The organism is Paractinoplanes maris (assembly GCF_023544465.1).
GTDB classification, from domain to species: Bacteria; Actinomycetota; Actinomycetes; order Mycobacteriales; family Micromonosporaceae; genus Actinoplanes; species Actinoplanes maris.
Window position 1 is genome coordinate 434,233 of record NZ_JALPVL010000001.1, and the last position, 14,808, is coordinate 449,040.

Sequence of the window (14,808 nt, forward strand, 5' to 3'; positions counted from 1 at the left end):
GAGCGGGACTAGGCGACCGTCACGCTGATCGTGTGCCACCCCGTGGCTCCGCTGGGGAACGGGGTGGCCCGGTCCTGCGTCTGCACGGCCCCGGTCCGATCCGTCGCCCGTACGGCGATCGAGTGCGGCCCAGCCCCGGCGCGCCACGAATATCGCCACTGCACCCACGTGTCCACCGATGGCACCGGCAGCAACTCGGCCGGCGCCCACGGTCCGTCGTCGATCCGCACCTCGACCGTCTTGATCCCCCGCCGCTGCGCCCAGGCCACGCCGGCCACGGTCACGACACCCGCCTCGAGCCGGGTGAACGGCTTGGGGCGGTCGACCCGCGACCCGGTCTTGACCGGCGCCTCGGCCGCCCAGCCGCGCTCGACCCAGTACGGATCGAACCGGTCGAACGTCGTCAGCTCCAGCGAGTCCAGCCACTTGCACGAACCCGCGTAGCCGTACACCCCCGGGGTCAGCATGCGCACCGGGAACCCGTGCTCCAGGGGCAGCGGCTCCCCGTTCATGCCGACCGCCAGCATCGCGTCGCGGCCGTCCAGCAGGGTCTCGACCGGCGTGCCGATCGTCATCCCCTCGACCGAGCGGGCCACGAGCTGCTCGGCGCCGGGCTTGATGCCGAGCGAGCGCAGCAGCGGCGCCAGCGGCACCCCCAGCCACTTGGCCGTCCCCATGTAGGGTCCGCCGATCTCGTTGGACACGCAGGTCATGGTGACCGGCCGCTCGATCAGCGGCATGTCGAGCAGATCCTCGAACGAGACCCGCAGCTCGCGGTCGACCATCCCGTGCACCCGCAGCGACCAGCTGTCGAGGTCGATCCGCGGCACGGTGAGCGCGGTGTCCACCCGATAGAAGTCCTTGTTCGCGGTGAGGAGCCCGGCGTCGACGGCCGGTCCGGTGTCGGCCGCGGCCGGCAGGCTCACCGAGGCCCGCGCCCGGGCTCGCGCTCCGCCGGCCGAACGCCGGACGACCACGGCCCCGGCCGAGGCCGCGACCGCTCCCCCGGCCACCAGGGCCGCGGCTCGCAGAAAGCTCCGGCGATCCACCTGTACGTCCGGTGAGCCGGCCCGGGAACGCAGCAACCACCACAGCGCCAGCCCGGCCAGCGCCGCCCCGACCAGGGACGGCACCACGTCGTAGGCCTCGGCGGCCGGACGCGACAAGGCCGCTCCCGCTCCCATCAGGCCGAGCAGGGCCGGCCCGCCCACCGCGACCACCCGCCGCCGCCGGCCGGCGATACCGGCCGTCGCGGCCAGCGCCGCCACCACCAGCCCGATCACCCCGAGGAGCACGGGCTTGTCGGACGTTCCGAGCTCGCGTACCGCGAACTCCTTCACCGCTGTCGGCGTCGCGTCGATGACCGCACCGCCGACCGCGACCAGCGGCCCGGCCGCGGGTCGGGTGGCGGCCGCCAGCACCTCGGCCACCGCCACCCCGAAACCCGCGGAAACCAGTCCGGCGACCGCCCCCGCCAGGGCTTTCATCAGCTCTTCGGCATCAGGACGGAGTCGATGATGTAGACGGTCGCGTTGGCCGTCTGCACGTTGCCGCAGATCACCGACGCGGCGCCGTTCACCTTGAAGTCCTCGCCGCTGCCGCTGACGGTGAGCTCGTCACCCTGCAGCGTCTTGTGGGCACCGGCCAGCGCCTCGGGAGCGAGCTTCCCGGGCACCACGTGGTAGGTCAGGATGCTGGTCAGCGTCTTCTTGTCGGCCAGCACCTTGTCCAGGTCAGCCTTCGGGATCTTGCCGAACGCGTCGTTGGTGGGCGCGAAGACGGTGATCCCGTCGGCCGAGTTGAGCGAGTCGACCAGGCCGGCCTTCTTGACCGCGGTCACCAGCGTCGACAGCAGCGGGTTGCCCGAGGCGGCAGTGGCCACCGGCACCTGCGCCATGGCCTGGAAGCTGCCCGGGTTGGACGCGTCGGTCGGTACGGCCGAGCAGCCGGCGCCGAAGGTCGTCATCATGTCGGCCGGCGCCGAGCTGGCCGGGGCGGCGCTGGTGGCCATGGTGGTCGGGGCCGCCGCCGAGCCGGAGTCACCGTCCGACGAGTCACTGCCGCAAGCGGCCAGCGAGATCGAGAAGAGGGCGGCGGCGGTGAGTGCCGTGAGCTTCGTTGCACGCATGATTCGTCCCTTACTAGGATTTTGTACCTTCAATCCTGATTCGGGGCGAACCATGCGGCGGATTGGTCGAATCTCAGACGAGTTTGACGTCGGCGATCATCGGCAGTGTCGGTGTCACCGAACCGTTCGGCGGCTCGACGGTCAGACCGACGTCGGTCGCTCCGGGCAGGCCTTCGACCACTACGACATCGGCCGCCTGGCCCTCGTGCAGCACCCCGGCGCTCTGCGGCGCACCGCCGGGCCGGATGGTCCACAGCTGATAGACCCGATCGGTCGGCGCGCGGTCGGCCGAGAGCATCACGACCCCCGCGTTGTGCAGGCGCGAGCTGGCCACCGTGACCCGGCCACCGGTCGAGACCTCCTGCTTGCGCAGCACCACGTCGGGCGACGAGAGGATCGCCCGGACGCGCACCTCCTCGGCCCGGGCCGCCTCGGCGACCTTCTGCTGCTCGCGTACGCGCTGGTCCTGGACCACATAGACGGCCGAGCCGGCGCCGATCGCCGCGACCACCGCAGCCGCCGCGGCCGTGAAGCGCCACCGGCGCGGGGTCGTCCGGGTCGCCGTGGTGGCTTCGGTCGTCAGCGGCAACTGCCGGGTGCGCCCGATCTCGTTCAGGACGTTCTCGCGGAGCCACGGCGGCGGCACCGACCAGGTGTTGTCAGCCAGCCGGGCCGCTGTCTCACTCAGCTCGCCGACCTCCACGCGACACGCGTCGCACTCGCGCAGGTGCCGCTCGAACGTGGCCCGTTCGATGTCGTCCACCGCGTCGAGCACATAGGCGCCGACCAAGGTATGGATCTCCGTGGTCATGCCGACACCCCCGTTCCCATGCAGTCGCGCAGGCGGATCAGCCCGTCGCGCATCCTCGTCTTCACCGTCGGCAGGGGCGTATCGAGCAGCTCGGCCACCCGCGGATACGAGTGGCCCTGGTAATAGGCCAACGTCACGGCCTGGCGCTGCAGTTCGGTCAGATCGTCCAGGCACCGGCGCACCTGCTGGCGCTCGAGCTTGCCGTGGACCTCGTCCGCCACCGCGTCGTAGGGCGTGTCGACCGACGCGATTCCCGCCTTGATCGTCCGCTCGGTGGCCGCCTGCTCGGAGCGCACCCGGTCGACCGCCCGCCGGTGCGCGATCGTGAAGATCCAGGAGGTGGCCGAGCCGCGGGCCGGGTCGAAGCGGGCCGCCATCCGCCACACCTCGACGAGAGCCTCCTGGGTGACCTCCTCGGCCTGGGCCGGGTCGCGCAGCACCCGCCGGATCAACCCGTAGACCCGGGGTGCGACGAGGTCGTAGAGCTTGCCGAACGCCTTCTCGTCACCCCGCGCCACCTCGCGCAGCAGGTCACTCGCCTCCGCCGGGGGCGGTCCTGTGCTCGGGACCGCCGCCAGATGCTCCGGGCGTCGGCCGATACCGCGCTCCGCCATGGATCCGCCTTTCGCCGTTGCAGCCATTCAAACCCGGATTCGGTACGCCGGGAGGGCCGGACTGGTCACGCGGTTCAAAATTCCTCTACAACCTCGGACGAGAAGCCCGCGTCTATTGATGGACGACAGGACGGAGCGGGGATGAACGACGATTCGGATGCCGGCTACCTCGAGTACGTCTCCGGGCGGATTCCGGCGCTGCGGCGGGTGGCCTTCCTGCTCGGCGGCGACGAACACCAGGCGGACGACCTGGTGCAGGAGACGATCACCAAGCTGTACGCGAAGTGGCCGCGGATCGCCAAGGTCGAGAACGTCGACGCCTATGTGCACACGATGCTCGTGCGCGCGTTCCTCGACGAGAAGCGCCGGGGCTGGTGGCGGGTGAGCCTGCGGGACAAGCCACCCGAAAGACCGGCTCCGGCCGACGCGTCGGAGGAGAAGGCGGTGTTGCGGGCCGCCCTGGACCGGATCCCCGCCCGCCAGCAGGCCGTGCTGGTGCTGCGCTTCCTGTGCGACCGCTCGGTGGCCGACGTGGCCCAGCTGCTCGGTTGTTCGGAAGGCACCGTCAAGAGCCAGACCTCGCACGGGCTGACCGCCCTGCGCCGGATCCTGGGTGACCGCGTCGGAGGTGCGCTGTGAACGACGACGACTACGTCACCGCGCTGCTGCGCCCGCTGGCCGGCGAACCGTCCGGCCCGCCCCGGATCGATGTCGTGAAGGCGATGCGCGACGGCCGGCGCCGCCGCCGGCGCTGGTGGGCGACCGGCTCGCTGGCCGCGGTGGCCGTCACCGCGGTCACCGGCGGGGTGCTGGTGGCGGCCCGGCCACCGGCCCCGCGCCCGCTGCCCGACCTGCCGCCCGACCCGGTCGTGCCGGCGTCGTGCACGGCCGCCCCGCTGCCGGCCAAGAGCTACCGCAGCGCCGAGGTGACCGCGGGTGACTCGTCCGGCCGCTGGCTGATCGGCCGGGCCGAACCCGACGTGGGCACGCCGTCGATCTCGAAGTCGCACCTCGTATGGCACGACGGCAAGCTGGTCGCGGACGTCGTGCCTCCGGTCGGCGGGATGACGATGACCGACATCAACGCGTCGGGCGTCGCGGTCGGCATCAGCGACAGCCGGGCCGACCACCCCTGGACCTACCGGGACGGGACGTTCACCCGGCTGAAGGGCGGCACCGGCTTCGCGGTCGCGATCAACGACAGCGGGGTGGTCGCCGGCCAGCTGGGCCGCGACCAGAAGGAGAAGCCGGTGCGCTGGTCGTCCCCGGCAGCCGCTCCCGAGCCGCTGGCGGCGCCCGACGGCGTCCGGGCCGAGGTGCGCGACATCGCCCCGGACGGCACGATCGCCGGTGTCATCGGCGACTTCCAGGGCTATCTGTGGCTCCCGGACGGCACCGCCCGGCCGATCCCGGCGCCTCATGTCGACGGAAAGCCGGCGCTCGGTTTCGAACCGCTGGTCTTCCGGTACGGCTGGCTCTACGGCACCGTCGCCTTCCCGGTCACCGGCGGCCCCGGCTCCGAGCAGATCGACTACCGGTACGAGCCCCGCACCGGCACCTGGCAGGAGGTCGGCGCTCTGGCGATGAAGACTCAGGTCGCCGGGCCCGGCCGGTGGCGGTTCGGCCAGGACAACCCCGAGATCTACGTCGGGCCCAGGACGCTGTCGTTGCCGGCCTACCTGCCCGCCGTGGACGCCTATCTGGGTTCGTTCGTCGTCGAGGGGATCAGCGACGACGCGCACGTGGTCAGCGGGATCGCGATGAGCGGGCCCGCCGACCTCACGCTGCCGATTCAGCCGCTCATCTGGCGCTGTCGATAGACACCGTACGACCCGAGGTGATCGCCTCCTGCGCGGCGACCAGGACGGCGGTCACCTCGGCGCCGAAGCGGACGTCGAGCTCGACCGGCGGGCCGCCGGCGGCCGCGGCGATCAGCTGGTCGATCGCCCGGCCCAGGGCCTCGGTCGGCGACCACGGCGCGTCCGGCACGGGGCGGACGCCGGCCTCACCGGCGAACTGGGCGTCCTCGCGCTCGGCGGCGGCCGGGGCATCCACCGAGAGGGTGAGGTTGCTGATCGTGCCGCTCGCGTGCCGCAGCAGCAGGTGGGTCATGTCCCGGGGACCGGCCAGACCGGCCACCTCGGTCACCGCGCCCAGCACCGGCAGCACCAGCGCCAGCGCGTGCGGGCCGACGTCCCAGAGGCCGCCGCTCTGCTTGCGCCAGGCCGAGGCGCCGAACGGGTTGTCCTCGGTGAAGATCGAGCCGAGGTGGTCGACCCGGGCCTCGGTCCAGCCGCCGGTGGCCGCCGCGTCCGCGACGAACTCGGCGATCTGCGGGAACAGCCGGCGGGTGAAGAAGACCACCGAGGCCAGGTTGCGCTCGGTGACCGCGGCGACGATCTCGGCCGCCTGCTCGTTGGTGAAGGCGATCGGCTTGTCGAGCAGCAGGTGCTTGCCCTGCCGGGCGGCCCGCAGCGCGAGCGGGGCCTGCACGTCGGGCGGCAGGGCGATGGCCACGGCATCGACCTCGGCCAGCAGCTCGTCCTGGTCGGTGCAGGCCCGGACGCCGTACTCCCCGGCCAGCTCGGCGGCCTTGCCGGCATTGCGGCCCCAGACGCCGACGAACTCGGCCTCCGGATGGGCGGCCAGCGCCGGAGCGTGCGCCAGATGCGCCCAGGGTCCCGTGCCGAACAGTCCGAAGCGCATATTGTCGCCTGCCTCTCTGGAGAATCAAGGCGCAAGCTACCAGGCCGACGTCGATCAGTACGCTGTGCCGAGTGAACGGTCCTCTGTCGGTGGCGACCATCATCGCCGCCCTGGTGCTGGCGGTGTGGTATCTGCTGCGCACCGCCCTCAACCGCGCGCCCAGCCGATACGACCTGCTGGCCGCCGCGGTGCTCAGCGCGCTAATCGTGGTCCTGGTCGTGGTCGCGGTGATCGGTCTCTTCGACGGCTCCCGCCCGAGCGACACGGCCACCTTCGCCGGCTATCTGATCACGACGATCGCCTTCGTCCCGGTGGCCGGCTATCTGGCCCGGCTCGAGCCGACCCGGTGGGGCAGCCTCATCCTCGGCGTCGCCTGCCTGGTGATTCCGGTTCTCGTGCTGCGGCTGCAGCAGATTGCGTCGGTGACCGGTGCCTGAGTCCTCGACCCGCCCCCGCGACGCCGCGCTCGGCACCGGCCTCGGCCGGGTGTTGCTGCTGGTCTACGGCGTCTTCGCGCTCTCGGCCAGCGCCCGCGCGCTGGTGCAGATCACCACACACTTCGGCGAGGCGCCGCTGGCCTATCTGCTGTCGGCGTTCGCCGGCCTGGTCTACCTCTCGGCGACCGTGGGCCTGGCGATCGGGGGCACCCGGGGCCGGCTGATCGCGCTGGTCAGCTGCAGCATCGAGCTGATCGGCGTGCTCGTGGTGGGCTTTCTGACCCTGGCCGACGCGGGCGACTTCCCCGACGACACGGTGTGGTCGCACTTCGGCAGCGGCTACGGCTATGTGCCGCTCGTGCTGCCGTTCATCGGCCTCTGGTGGATCTGGCGCCACCGCCCGCGCCCCGGGGATGCGGTTTAGTCGTCCGCCTCGATGGTGTGCGGCACGAAGAAGCTGGTGTCGTTGGTCACCAGACCCTGGGTGCCGAGACCCTCGCGGATGCCCATGCCGGCCGGCTCGCCGTCGATCAGCCATGAGCCGATCACCGGGTGGACTGTGCCCTCGAGGCCCTCGAAGGACGGCAGCTCGCACAACTCCTGCACGATGAAGCGCCCGTCCGATCCGTACTCGGAAGGGTTTTCGACGATCGTCTGCCCGTCGCGCACCAGGGTGACCGAACCGCCCTCGCGGCCCCAGATCGGCTTCTTGGCGTAGCTGGTCAGCGAGGCGGCCTTGGAGGACTCGGCGAAGTAGGCCGGGAGCAGGTATTTGCTGCGCTCGGGGTGGTCACCGAAGAGCATCCACAGCACCGGCAGCAGGGCTTTGTTGCCGAGCAGCGCGGCTTTGTAGGGCGGCTCGATCCAGACCGTGCCGTGCTTGGTGGGGTCGGCCATGTTGCGGAAGAAGGCTTTGCCGCCCTCCTCCGACCAGAACCACTCCCAGGGATAGAGCATGAAGATGATGTCGATCGGCTCGGCCTGGTGCTCCTTGCCCGGGGCGGGCACGAAGACCACCCGGTCGCCGGCCACGTCCCAGCCGATCTGGCTCATCGCGATCAGCTCGACCGGGTAACCGGCCTCCTCGGCCGTGGCCATCAGGTAGGCGACGTTCATCCGGTCCTCGCCGGTGCGCTCGGACGTCTCGTAGGCGAAGAAGATCTTCGGCTTCTCGGGCAGCCAGGTGCGGGCCTCGCGCAGCTTGCCGATGTTGCGCCGCCAGGCGCCCGGGTCGCCGGGCTCGCCGGGAGCCGCGGGCCAGCCGGCCAGGCGGTCGTGGATCGAGTTCCACTGGCGCCACGGGTGCTTGGTCAGGTTGGTCTGGTCGGCCCAGTGCCACTGGATGACCGCGCTCTCGACCAGGGCGGTGGGCGTCTGCGCGTTGAACTCGAGAAGCTTGGGCGTGCTGCCGGCGCCGTTGTACCAGAGGTCGAAACGGCCGTAGACGCTCGGTGAGTAGTCCGGCGTCTCCATCGGCAGACGCATCTCGGGGTCTTTGTCGTAGTGCGTCCACGTCTCGGCGTCACCGTCGAACCAGGTCCGGATGATCTGCTCGTGGGCGAACTCCGGGATGCCGATCTTGGCGAGGTAACACGTCGAGGGGTTGCAGACGGACGCGAAATAGCCGTCCTTGCGGCCCTGGACCGTGTGGCGCGGGCACTGCTTCACCATCCAGTCGCCGGCCTCGAGGCTCATCTCGAAGAGCGCCGCCGTGGCCGTCTCGAGCTCCTCGATCTCGGCTGCGGTGAAGTCGTAGAACGGCCCCTCCTGCCAGTACGACACCATCGTGCCGTCGGGCAGCTCGGTGTCGTTGTAGGTCAGCCCGAGACTGAAGTTGGTGAGCTTCCAGCCGTCGCGGATCGGACCGTGCGGGATACGGCGCACGCTCAGCCGCCCGAGCTCTTGCCGGAACCGCGGGCGGCACCGCCCTTACCCACCACGCTGGTCTTCACCGTGCCGTTGCTGATCTTGCCGGAGGCGGGCAGCCCGAAGGACTGCCGCGCGGCCCGGTCGTTGTAGGCGAACCTGTTGCCCCCGGCCGGCAGCACGCTGCCGACCGGGTAGCCCGGCCGGAAGGCCGACGAATACCAGATGAAGAAGGGCAGAGCGCCGAGACCGGAGCCGCCGTTGTTGTCGTTGTCGTCGCAGTAATCCTCGTCGACGACCGTGCCGTTGGCGTCGGCGCAGTAAAAACTGGCGTCCTGGTAGTCGTCGTCGTTGTCGCACGCCGCCGCACCGCCCGCCGCCAGGAGCAAGAACGTGCTGGTCAGCGACACACTGCGCGAGCTCATGCGTCGGTTCATCATCATATATTTGTAGCGCCTCCCAGCAACCACCGGCTACGCCCGGGGCCCTCCAGCAACATAGATGACCTGACCCGAGACGAAGCCGGCACCCTCGCTGACGAGGAAGGATACGGTGTTGGCGACGTCCTCGGGGCGACCCGCCCGGCCAACGGGAATCTGAGCGACCGCGGCCTTCTCGAACTGGGCGAAATCGACACCGACCCGGGCCGCCGTGGCCGCCGTCATGTCGGTGACGATGAAACCGGGAGCGACCGCGTTGGCCGTGATGCCGAACCGGCCCAGCTCGATCGCCAGGGTCTTGGTGAAGCCCTGGAGACCCGCCTTGGCCGCCGCGTAGTTGGCCTGACCGCGGTTGCCGAGTGCGGAGGTGCTGGAGAGGCTGACGATGCGGCCCCAGCCGGCGTCGACCATGTGCTTCTGCACCGCGCGGCTGAACAGGAACGCGCCGCGCAGGTGGACCGCCATCACGGTCTCCCAGTCGTCGTCGGTCATCTTGAAGAGCAGGTTGTCGCGCAGGACGCCGGCGTTGTTGACCAGCACGGTCGGCGCGCCCAGCTCGGCCGCGACCCGATCGATGGCGGTGTTGACCTGGATCGCGTCGGAGACGTCCGCCCCCACCGCGAGGGCGGTGCCGCCCGCGTCGTGGATCGCGGTCACCGTGTTGGCGCAAGCACCCTCGTCGAGGTCGACGACCGCCACGGCCATGCCGTCGGCGGCGAGCTTGCGGGCGGTGGCCTCACCGATGCCGCGGGCGGCTCCGGTGACGATGGCTACGCGGGTGGGGGCGGACTGCGACACTACGGCCTCCGGCTGAGTTAACTAACGGCGTAAGTTTTAGGCTCGGAGTGCACAATAACCCGCGATCACGGCGTACGCCGCAGGCGGATCCACCGGTATCCGTAACCGGCCACCTCGACCTTGCCGAAATCGCCCAACTCCGGATATTCCTGGTCGGCCAGGACATCGTTGGGCAGATCCGCCTCGGCGGCGAGCGAACTGAGATCGAGGGTGACCGTCTCGGTGCCCAGGTTGTGCACGAAGACCATCGTGCCGGTCTCGCCGTCCGCCCGGTGGACCAACACACTGGTCGGGGCCGGAATATCGACATGCGTGCAGCTGCCGGTGCCGACCTCGGGGGCCTCGCGGAGGGTCCGGATCATGCGCTCGAACCAGGACAGCAGCGACTGCGGGTTGTGCCGCTGGTGGGTGACGTTGACCGTCTCCCAGCCGTAGTCGCCGCCGGTGATCGCCGGGCGCACCAGGTCGCCGGCCTTGGCGCTGGAGAAGCCGCCGTTGGGCTGCAGCGACCACTGCATGGGCGTCCGGATCGCGTTGCGCCCCTTCTGGGTGAGGTCGTCACCCATGCCGATCTCCTCGCCGTACCGCAGCACCGGAGTGCCCCGCAGGGTGAACTGCAAGGAGTAGGCCAGCTCGATGTGCCGGCGGTCGTTGCCGAGCATCGGAGCCAGCCGCCGCCGGATGCCCCGGCTGTAGAGCTGCATGTCTTCATCGGGCCCGAACTTGGCGAACACCTCGGAGCGCTGCTCGGCGGTCAGCCGGGACAGGTCGATCTCGTCGTGGTTGCGCAGGAAGGTGGCCCACTGGCCGCCCGGGGGCAGCTTGGGGGTGTCCTTCAGGCCGTCGATGATCGGCTCGGCGTCCTCGCGGGCCAGGGCCAGGATCAGCCGGCCGTTGAGCATGAAGTCGAACAGCATGTGGATGCGGTTGTTCGACCCACCACCGTCGCCGAAGAACTTCACCAGCTCATCGGGCTCGACGTTCGCCTCGGCCAGCAGCACCGCGTCGGCCTTGCGCCACTGCACGTGCTGCCGCAGGTCGGTGAGGAAGTCGAGGTCCTTGGGCGAGTTGGGGTTGCCCGGCTCGGTCTGCTCGATGATGAACGGCACCGCGTCCATGCGGAACCCGGAGACGCCCAGCTGCAGCCAGAACGCGCAGATCTTCTTGATCTCCTCGCGGACGGCCGGATTGTTGATGTTGAGGTCGGGCTGGAACTTGTAGAACCGGTGGTAATACCAGGATTTCGCCGTGCGGTCGTAGGTCCAGGTCTCGTCCTGCTCGCCGGGGAAGACCATGCCCTGCTTGCGGTCGGCGGGCTCGGTGTCGGACCAGACATACCAGTCACGGTATGGCGAATCGGGTGACGACCGGGCCGACTGGAACCACGGGTGCTGGTCGGAGGTGTGGTTGACAACCAGGTCGATGATCACCTTGATGCCCAGGTTTCCCGCCTGGTGCAGCAGCTCGGCGACGTCACCGAGGTTGCCGAAGCGCGGGTCGACGTTGTAGAAGTCGGTCACGTCGTAACCGTCGTCCCGGTCGGGCGTCGGGTGGATGGGGTTGAGCCACAAGCAGTTCACCCCGAGCCGGGCCAGATAGTCGAGCCTTCCGATCAGCCCGCGAATGTCACCGCACCCGTCGCCGTTCGAGTCGGCGAACGTGTCGATGTCGGCGCAATAAACAACGGCTTTCCGATACCACCGGTCAGTCATGTCCCTCTACTTCACCGTGGCCTCGCCGGGCCAAACCGCCGATCAGCGCGTCGCCGCCGCCGTCACCCGGCCGCGGCGGTCGAGAACGGACGCTCCCACGAAGGCCATCGCCGGCACCAGCACGAGCACCGCCCACTGCAGCGGGCTGATCATGCGGGTGGACTCGGGGTGACCCATGTTGTAGACGATGAGCTCGCCGAAACCGAACTCGACCACCGGCACCGTCGCGATCACCGGGGCCGCCCAGCACAGGAGCCGGGCACGCAGTCGCGGCTCCTGCCGGAAAATGGCCACCGCCGCCAGCACCGCCGCGAACAGGACCAGGATCCACTGCAGGTCATAGGCTCCGAACTGACTGACGGGGGCCAGCACCGTCCCCAGGACAAGAACCACCCCGCCGGCCACGACCCACAGCGAGCCTTTCGGCCGGACGGCACCCCGATCGGCGATCAGTCCGGCGATCAGCACCAGGGCCGCGGAGACGATCAGCCAGTAGGCATACAACACCGTGGCCGGAGTGTCCACGTAGGAACGCGCCGGCACCAGGATCTCGCCGGCCAGCCCGGCCGCGGCGCCGGCCACACCGAGCAGGCGCCGGCCGAGGAGGGCGGCCACCAGCACGACACCCCAGGCCGCCAACCGCAGCGAGCTGGTCACCTCGAGGTATTGCCAGCCGACCTCGTCGAAGTGGCGGACCGTGACGAACAGCTCGCCGGTGACACGGCGCAGCGCGACCGCGAAGAGCAGGATCGCCCCGAAGATCTGCACCACCCGGGCGGCCCGGCTCTCCCCGGCCCACAAGCCGCGGAAGTGCGCGGCGACCGCGCCGCGGGCGACGTCGGCCACCTGGGTGAGGCCGGGACGTGGGTCGGCCATCAGGACGCCGAGCATCTCCTCGCCATACTCCTGGCGGAAGTCGCGCGGGTAGAGCGCGAGCAGGCGGCGATAGCGGATCTCGGTCACGCGGTGGCTCCCCCGAAGTCGGCGCGGCGGGCACGCAGCCGCCGCTCAGCGATGGTGGCCTGCTCCCGCAGGCGGTCGGTCTCGGTCGCGAGGCTCTGCTCGCCGGCCGCGGTGAGCCGGTAGTAACGCCGCAGGCGGGACTGGACGACCTCTTCCCGATCGACCTCGATCAGGCCCTCACCCCGCAGCCGGTCGAGCGCGGCATAGAGCGTGCCGGCCCGCAGACGGACCCGCCCGCCGGTGATCCGCTCGACGTCCTCGATCACGGCATAACCGTGCTGGGACTCACCGGCGAGCGCGGTGAGGATCAGGAAGGTCGGCTCATTCACGCCGGAAGCATATACCGACGGTCGGCATATTCAAGGCCGCGCTTCAGGTTGGTTTCAGATTCGCCGGGTAGGAAGGGGCGATGGCAGAGTCGGGTCTGAGTCAGCAAGGCGGGCTGACAGGGTGGGTGGCGTCCGTCATCGAGTCGCTGGGCGAGCTCGGCGTCGGCCTGCTCGTCGCCCTGGAAAACGTGATTCCGCCGATCCCCAGCGAGATCGTGCTGTCCCTGGGTGGTTATCTGGCGAGCGAGGGCCGGGTCAACCTGGCTCTGGTCTTCGTCGCCGCCACCGCCGGCTCGGTCGGCGGCGCGTTGTTGCTCTACTGGCTCGGCTACGGCCTGGGCGAGGAAAGGCTGCGGCGCTGGCTCGACCGCATCCCCCTGGTCGACGCCGACGACCTCGACAAGGCCGACACCTGGTTCGAGCGGCACGCCAAAGCGGCGGTCCTGTTCGGGCGGTGCGCGCCGGTCGTCCGCAGCCTGATCTCGATCCCGGCCGGCGCCAACCACATGCCGCTCGGCCAGTTCGCGATCTTCACCACGATCGGCAGCGGTGTCTGGAACGCCATCTTTGTCGGCGGCGGCTACGCGCTCGGCTCGCGCTGGCAGGACCTGGAGAAATACAGCCAATACTTCGACTACGCGATCTGGGCGCTGCTCGTGCTCTCGATCGGCAGCTGGGTCGTCAAAAAGGTGCGCAAAAGGCGACGCGCGGCCGCTGGACGGAGCGGCCGCGCGTCTAGTGAGCGATAGATCTTCTAGAAACCGGCGCTGATCCTCGTGAAAGCCCAGTCGGCCTGCGCGATGCCGGAGCAGTTGGAGACCACGCCGCCACCGGCGCAGCCGCGGTCGCGGTTGACCGCCCAGAAGGTGAAGCGCGACAGGTTCTTGCTCTTCGCGTAATCGCGGATCCGGGTCCACGTCTCCACGCTGGTGAGCTCCTGCTGGTCGGAGAGACCGTTCATGCCCGAGATGCCGACGTGGGAGTAGGCCTGCGCGTCGGTGTAGCCGAAGGTGGTCTTCAGCAGGTTCTTCAGGCCCTCGGTGGCGCCCACGGTCGAGCCGTACATGTCGGCACCGCCGCTGAAGTCGAACGGCATCTGGGTGAAGATGTCGATGTTCGCGTTGAGCGCCTTGGCCTGCTGCACGAGCCGGGTGCCGTAGTAGTTCGGGCCGGTCGGCGAGGTGCCGAAGGTCAGGATCGTCTTCACCGACGGGTTCTTCTGCTTGACGATCTTCAGCGCGTTCAGCACCCGGTCCTGCACGACGGTGTTCTCGAACTCGTCGGAGTTCTCGATGTCGATGTCGATGGACTTCAGCTGGAACGCGTCGATGATCTTCTGGTACGCGCCGGCCAGCGCCTCGGGCGTCGAGCAGTTCGGGCCGAGCTTGTTGCCGCTCCACCCGCCGACCGACGGCACGATGTCGATGCCGGCCGCCCGGGCCTGGGCGATGTAGCTGGCGTGCACGCCGCCGGTCAGGCCGCTCTCGCCGTCCCAGGCCGGGTTGCAGCCGTTGCCGGCGAGCACGAAGGCGATGGTGAACGCCTTGACGCCGGTGCCGGCGAGCGCCGACGGGGCCGGCGGGTTGCCCCAGCCCGGGTAGACGTACGGCGCGGACACCATCTTGGTGCCGGTCGACGGCGGCGTGGTCGGGGGGTTGGTCGGCGGCGTGGTGGTGGGCGGGTTCGTCGGCGGCGTGGTGGTGGGCGGCGTGGTGCCACCGCAGACACCGCCGTCGGCCCAGACGTCCCACTGTCCACTGTGGGTAGCCGGTGCCTCGTTCTGGGTCCACCACTTGGCGGTGTAGTTGTGGCCGTTCTGCGAGGCGCTGTTGTCCTTGACGTAGACGGCGCTCGAGCTCCACGCGGGGGCACAGGCGGCGGCCGCGTTCGAGGTGGCCATCGGCAGCACCGCGGCAGCCGTACCGGCGGCGGCGACCGTGCCGAGGATGAGCAACTTCCTGCTCAGTTTCACGGGGGATTCTCCTGCTGAGGGGGGTGGGGGTG

Annotated in this window: 17 protein-coding genes; 5 read left to right on the forward strand and 12 right to left on the reverse strand. The window is 70.0% G+C overall.

The features are described from left to right. Window positions 1–8: 8 nt before the first annotated feature. The 4 genes from NAG42_RS02045 to NAG42_RS02060 all read right to left on the reverse strand — a co-directional run bounded on the left by NAG42_RS02045 (window position 9) and on the right by NAG42_RS02060 (window position 3,553). Window positions 9–1,487, reverse strand: coding sequence for a molybdopterin-dependent oxidoreductase (locus NAG42_RS02045; protein WP_250027482.1), 1,479 nt, complete (start codon window positions 1,485–1,487; stop codon window positions 9–11). Beyond that, a complete protein-coding gene (locus NAG42_RS02050) occupies window positions 1,487–2,128 on the reverse strand; it encodes a fasciclin domain-containing protein (protein WP_250027483.1) in 642 nt (213 codons plus the stop codon). Before NAG42_RS02050 ends, NAG42_RS02045 begins: the two co-directional genes overlap by 1 nt. 73 nt (window positions 2,129–2,201) lie before the next feature. Next, window positions 2,202–2,939 (reverse strand): anti-sigma factor, encoded by a 738-nt coding sequence (locus tag NAG42_RS02055; RefSeq protein ID WP_250027484.1) that lies wholly within the window; start codon window positions 2,937–2,939, stop codon window positions 2,202–2,204. Beyond that, on the reverse strand, window positions 2,936–3,553 hold the full coding sequence (locus NAG42_RS02060) for a sigma-70 family RNA polymerase sigma factor (protein ID WP_250027485.1): 618 nt from the start codon (window positions 3,551–3,553) through the stop codon (window positions 2,936–2,938). Before NAG42_RS02060 ends, NAG42_RS02055 begins: the two co-directional genes overlap by 4 nt. A 141-nt stretch (window positions 3,554–3,694) precedes the next feature. Between NAG42_RS02060 and NAG42_RS02065 the strand changes: the two genes are divergently transcribed. Beyond that, window positions 3,695–4,192, forward strand: a complete 498-nt coding sequence (locus NAG42_RS02065; protein ID WP_250027486.1) for a SigE family RNA polymerase sigma factor — start codon at window positions 3,695–3,697, stop codon at window positions 4,190–4,192. Further along, entirely contained in the window at window positions 4,189–5,373 is a 1,185-nt protein-coding gene (locus tag NAG42_RS02070; protein WP_250027487.1) for a hypothetical protein, read from the forward strand. Before NAG42_RS02065 ends, NAG42_RS02070 begins: the two co-directional genes overlap by 4 nt. Here NAG42_RS02070 and NAG42_RS02075 read toward each other — a convergent pair. Continuing rightward, entirely contained in the window at window positions 5,354–6,259 is a 906-nt protein-coding gene (locus tag NAG42_RS02075) for a Gfo/Idh/MocA family protein (protein ID WP_250027488.1), read from the reverse strand. The genes NAG42_RS02070 and NAG42_RS02075 overlap by 20 nt on opposite strands. Window positions 6,260–6,330: 71 nt before the next feature. Between NAG42_RS02075 and NAG42_RS02080 the strand changes: the two genes are divergently transcribed. Beyond that, window positions 6,331–6,696: a hypothetical protein gene (locus NAG42_RS02080; RefSeq protein ID WP_250027489.1), complete on the forward strand. Its 366-nt coding sequence runs from the start codon at window positions 6,331–6,333 to the stop codon at window positions 6,694–6,696. After that, complete coding sequence (locus NAG42_RS02085) at window positions 6,689–7,120, forward strand: hypothetical protein (RefSeq protein WP_250027490.1); 432 nt, start codon at window positions 6,689–6,691, stop codon at window positions 7,118–7,120. The genes NAG42_RS02080 and NAG42_RS02085 overlap by 8 nt, the downstream gene beginning before the upstream one ends. Here the strand turns inward: NAG42_RS02085 and NAG42_RS02090 are convergent. The 6 genes from NAG42_RS02090 to NAG42_RS02115 all read right to left on the reverse strand — a co-directional run bounded on the left by NAG42_RS02090 (window position 7,117) and on the right by NAG42_RS02115 (window position 12,804). Next, the gene (locus NAG42_RS02090) at window positions 7,117–8,580 is read right to left on the reverse strand and encodes a glutathionylspermidine synthase family protein (RefSeq protein WP_250027491.1); all 1,464 of its coding nucleotides are present in this window, start codon (window positions 8,578–8,580) and stop codon (window positions 7,117–7,119) included. The genes NAG42_RS02085 and NAG42_RS02090 overlap by 4 nt on opposite strands. Window positions 8,581–8,582: 2 nt before the next feature. After that, complete coding sequence (locus NAG42_RS02095; protein ID WP_250027492.1) at window positions 8,583–8,987, reverse strand: hypothetical protein; 405 nt, start codon at window positions 8,985–8,987, stop codon at window positions 8,583–8,585. A 48-nt stretch (window positions 8,988–9,035) separates the two neighbouring features. Next, the gene (gene fabG / locus NAG42_RS02100) at window positions 9,036–9,800 is read right to left on the reverse strand and encodes a 3-oxoacyl-ACP reductase FabG (RefSeq protein WP_250027493.1); all 765 of its coding nucleotides are present in this window, start codon (window positions 9,798–9,800) and stop codon (window positions 9,036–9,038) included. Window positions 9,801–9,865: 65 nt separating this feature from the next. Beyond that, a complete protein-coding gene (locus tag NAG42_RS02105) occupies window positions 9,866–11,512 on the reverse strand; it encodes an alpha-amylase family protein (protein ID WP_250027494.1) in 1,647 nt (548 codons plus the stop codon). 42 nt (window positions 11,513–11,554) lie between these two features. Further along, window positions 11,555–12,475 carry a hypothetical protein gene (locus NAG42_RS02110; protein ID WP_250027495.1) on the reverse strand — a complete coding sequence of 307 codons (921 nt, stop codon included), beginning with the start codon at window positions 12,473–12,475 and terminating at the stop codon, window positions 11,555–11,557. After that, window positions 12,472–12,804: a PadR family transcriptional regulator gene (locus NAG42_RS02115; protein ID WP_250027496.1), complete on the reverse strand. Its 333-nt coding sequence runs from the start codon at window positions 12,802–12,804 to the stop codon at window positions 12,472–12,474. Before NAG42_RS02115 ends, NAG42_RS02110 begins: the two co-directional genes overlap by 4 nt. Window positions 12,805–12,884: 80 nt before the next feature. Between NAG42_RS02115 and NAG42_RS02120 the strand changes: the two genes are divergently transcribed. Continuing rightward, window positions 12,885–13,553: a DedA family protein gene (locus NAG42_RS02120; protein WP_250027497.1), complete on the forward strand. Its 669-nt coding sequence runs from the start codon at window positions 12,885–12,887 to the stop codon at window positions 13,551–13,553. Window positions 13,554–13,558: 5 nt separating this feature from the next. Here the strand turns inward: NAG42_RS02120 and NAG42_RS02125 are convergent, their stop codons facing one another. After that, window positions 13,559–14,776 (reverse strand): glycosyl hydrolase family 18 protein, encoded by a 1,218-nt coding sequence (locus tag NAG42_RS02125; protein WP_250027498.1) that lies wholly within the window; start codon window positions 14,774–14,776, stop codon window positions 13,559–13,561. Window positions 14,777–14,808 lie beyond the last annotated feature (32 nt).

Excerpts from the sequence above, each read along its gene's own strand:
- NAG42_RS02045 (WP_250027482.1), bottom strand. The coding sequence starts at position 1,487 with ATGAAAGCCCTGGCGGGGGCGGTCGCCGGACTGGTTTCCGCGGGTTTC.
- NAG42_RS02050 (WP_250027483.1), bottom strand. The coding sequence starts at position 2,128 with ATGCGTGCAACGAAGCTCACGGCACTCACCGCCGCCGCCCTCTTCTCG.
- NAG42_RS02055 (WP_250027484.1), bottom strand. The coding sequence starts at position 2,939 with ATGACCACGGAGATCCATACCTTGGTCGGCGCCTATGTGCTCGACGCG.
- NAG42_RS02060 (WP_250027485.1), bottom strand. The coding sequence starts at position 3,553 with ATGGCGGAGCGCGGTATCGGCCGACGCCCGGAGCATCTGGCGGCGGTC.
- NAG42_RS02065 (WP_250027486.1), top strand. The coding sequence starts at position 3,695 with ATGAACGACGATTCGGATGCCGGCTACCTCGAGTACGTCTCCGGGCGG.
- NAG42_RS02075 (WP_250027488.1), bottom strand. The coding sequence starts at position 6,259 with ATGCGCTTCGGACTGTTCGGCACGGGACCCTGGGCGCATCTGGCGCAC.
- NAG42_RS02095 (WP_250027492.1), bottom strand. The coding sequence starts at position 8,987 with ATGAGCTCGCGCAGTGTGTCGCTGACCAGCACGTTCTTGCTCCTGGCG.
- NAG42_RS02105 (WP_250027494.1), bottom strand. The coding sequence starts at position 11,512 with ATGACTGACCGGTGGTATCGGAAAGCCGTTGTTTATTGCGCCGACATC.
- NAG42_RS02120 (WP_250027497.1), top strand. The coding sequence starts at position 12,885 with ATGGCAGAGTCGGGTCTGAGTCAGCAAGGCGGGCTGACAGGGTGGGTG.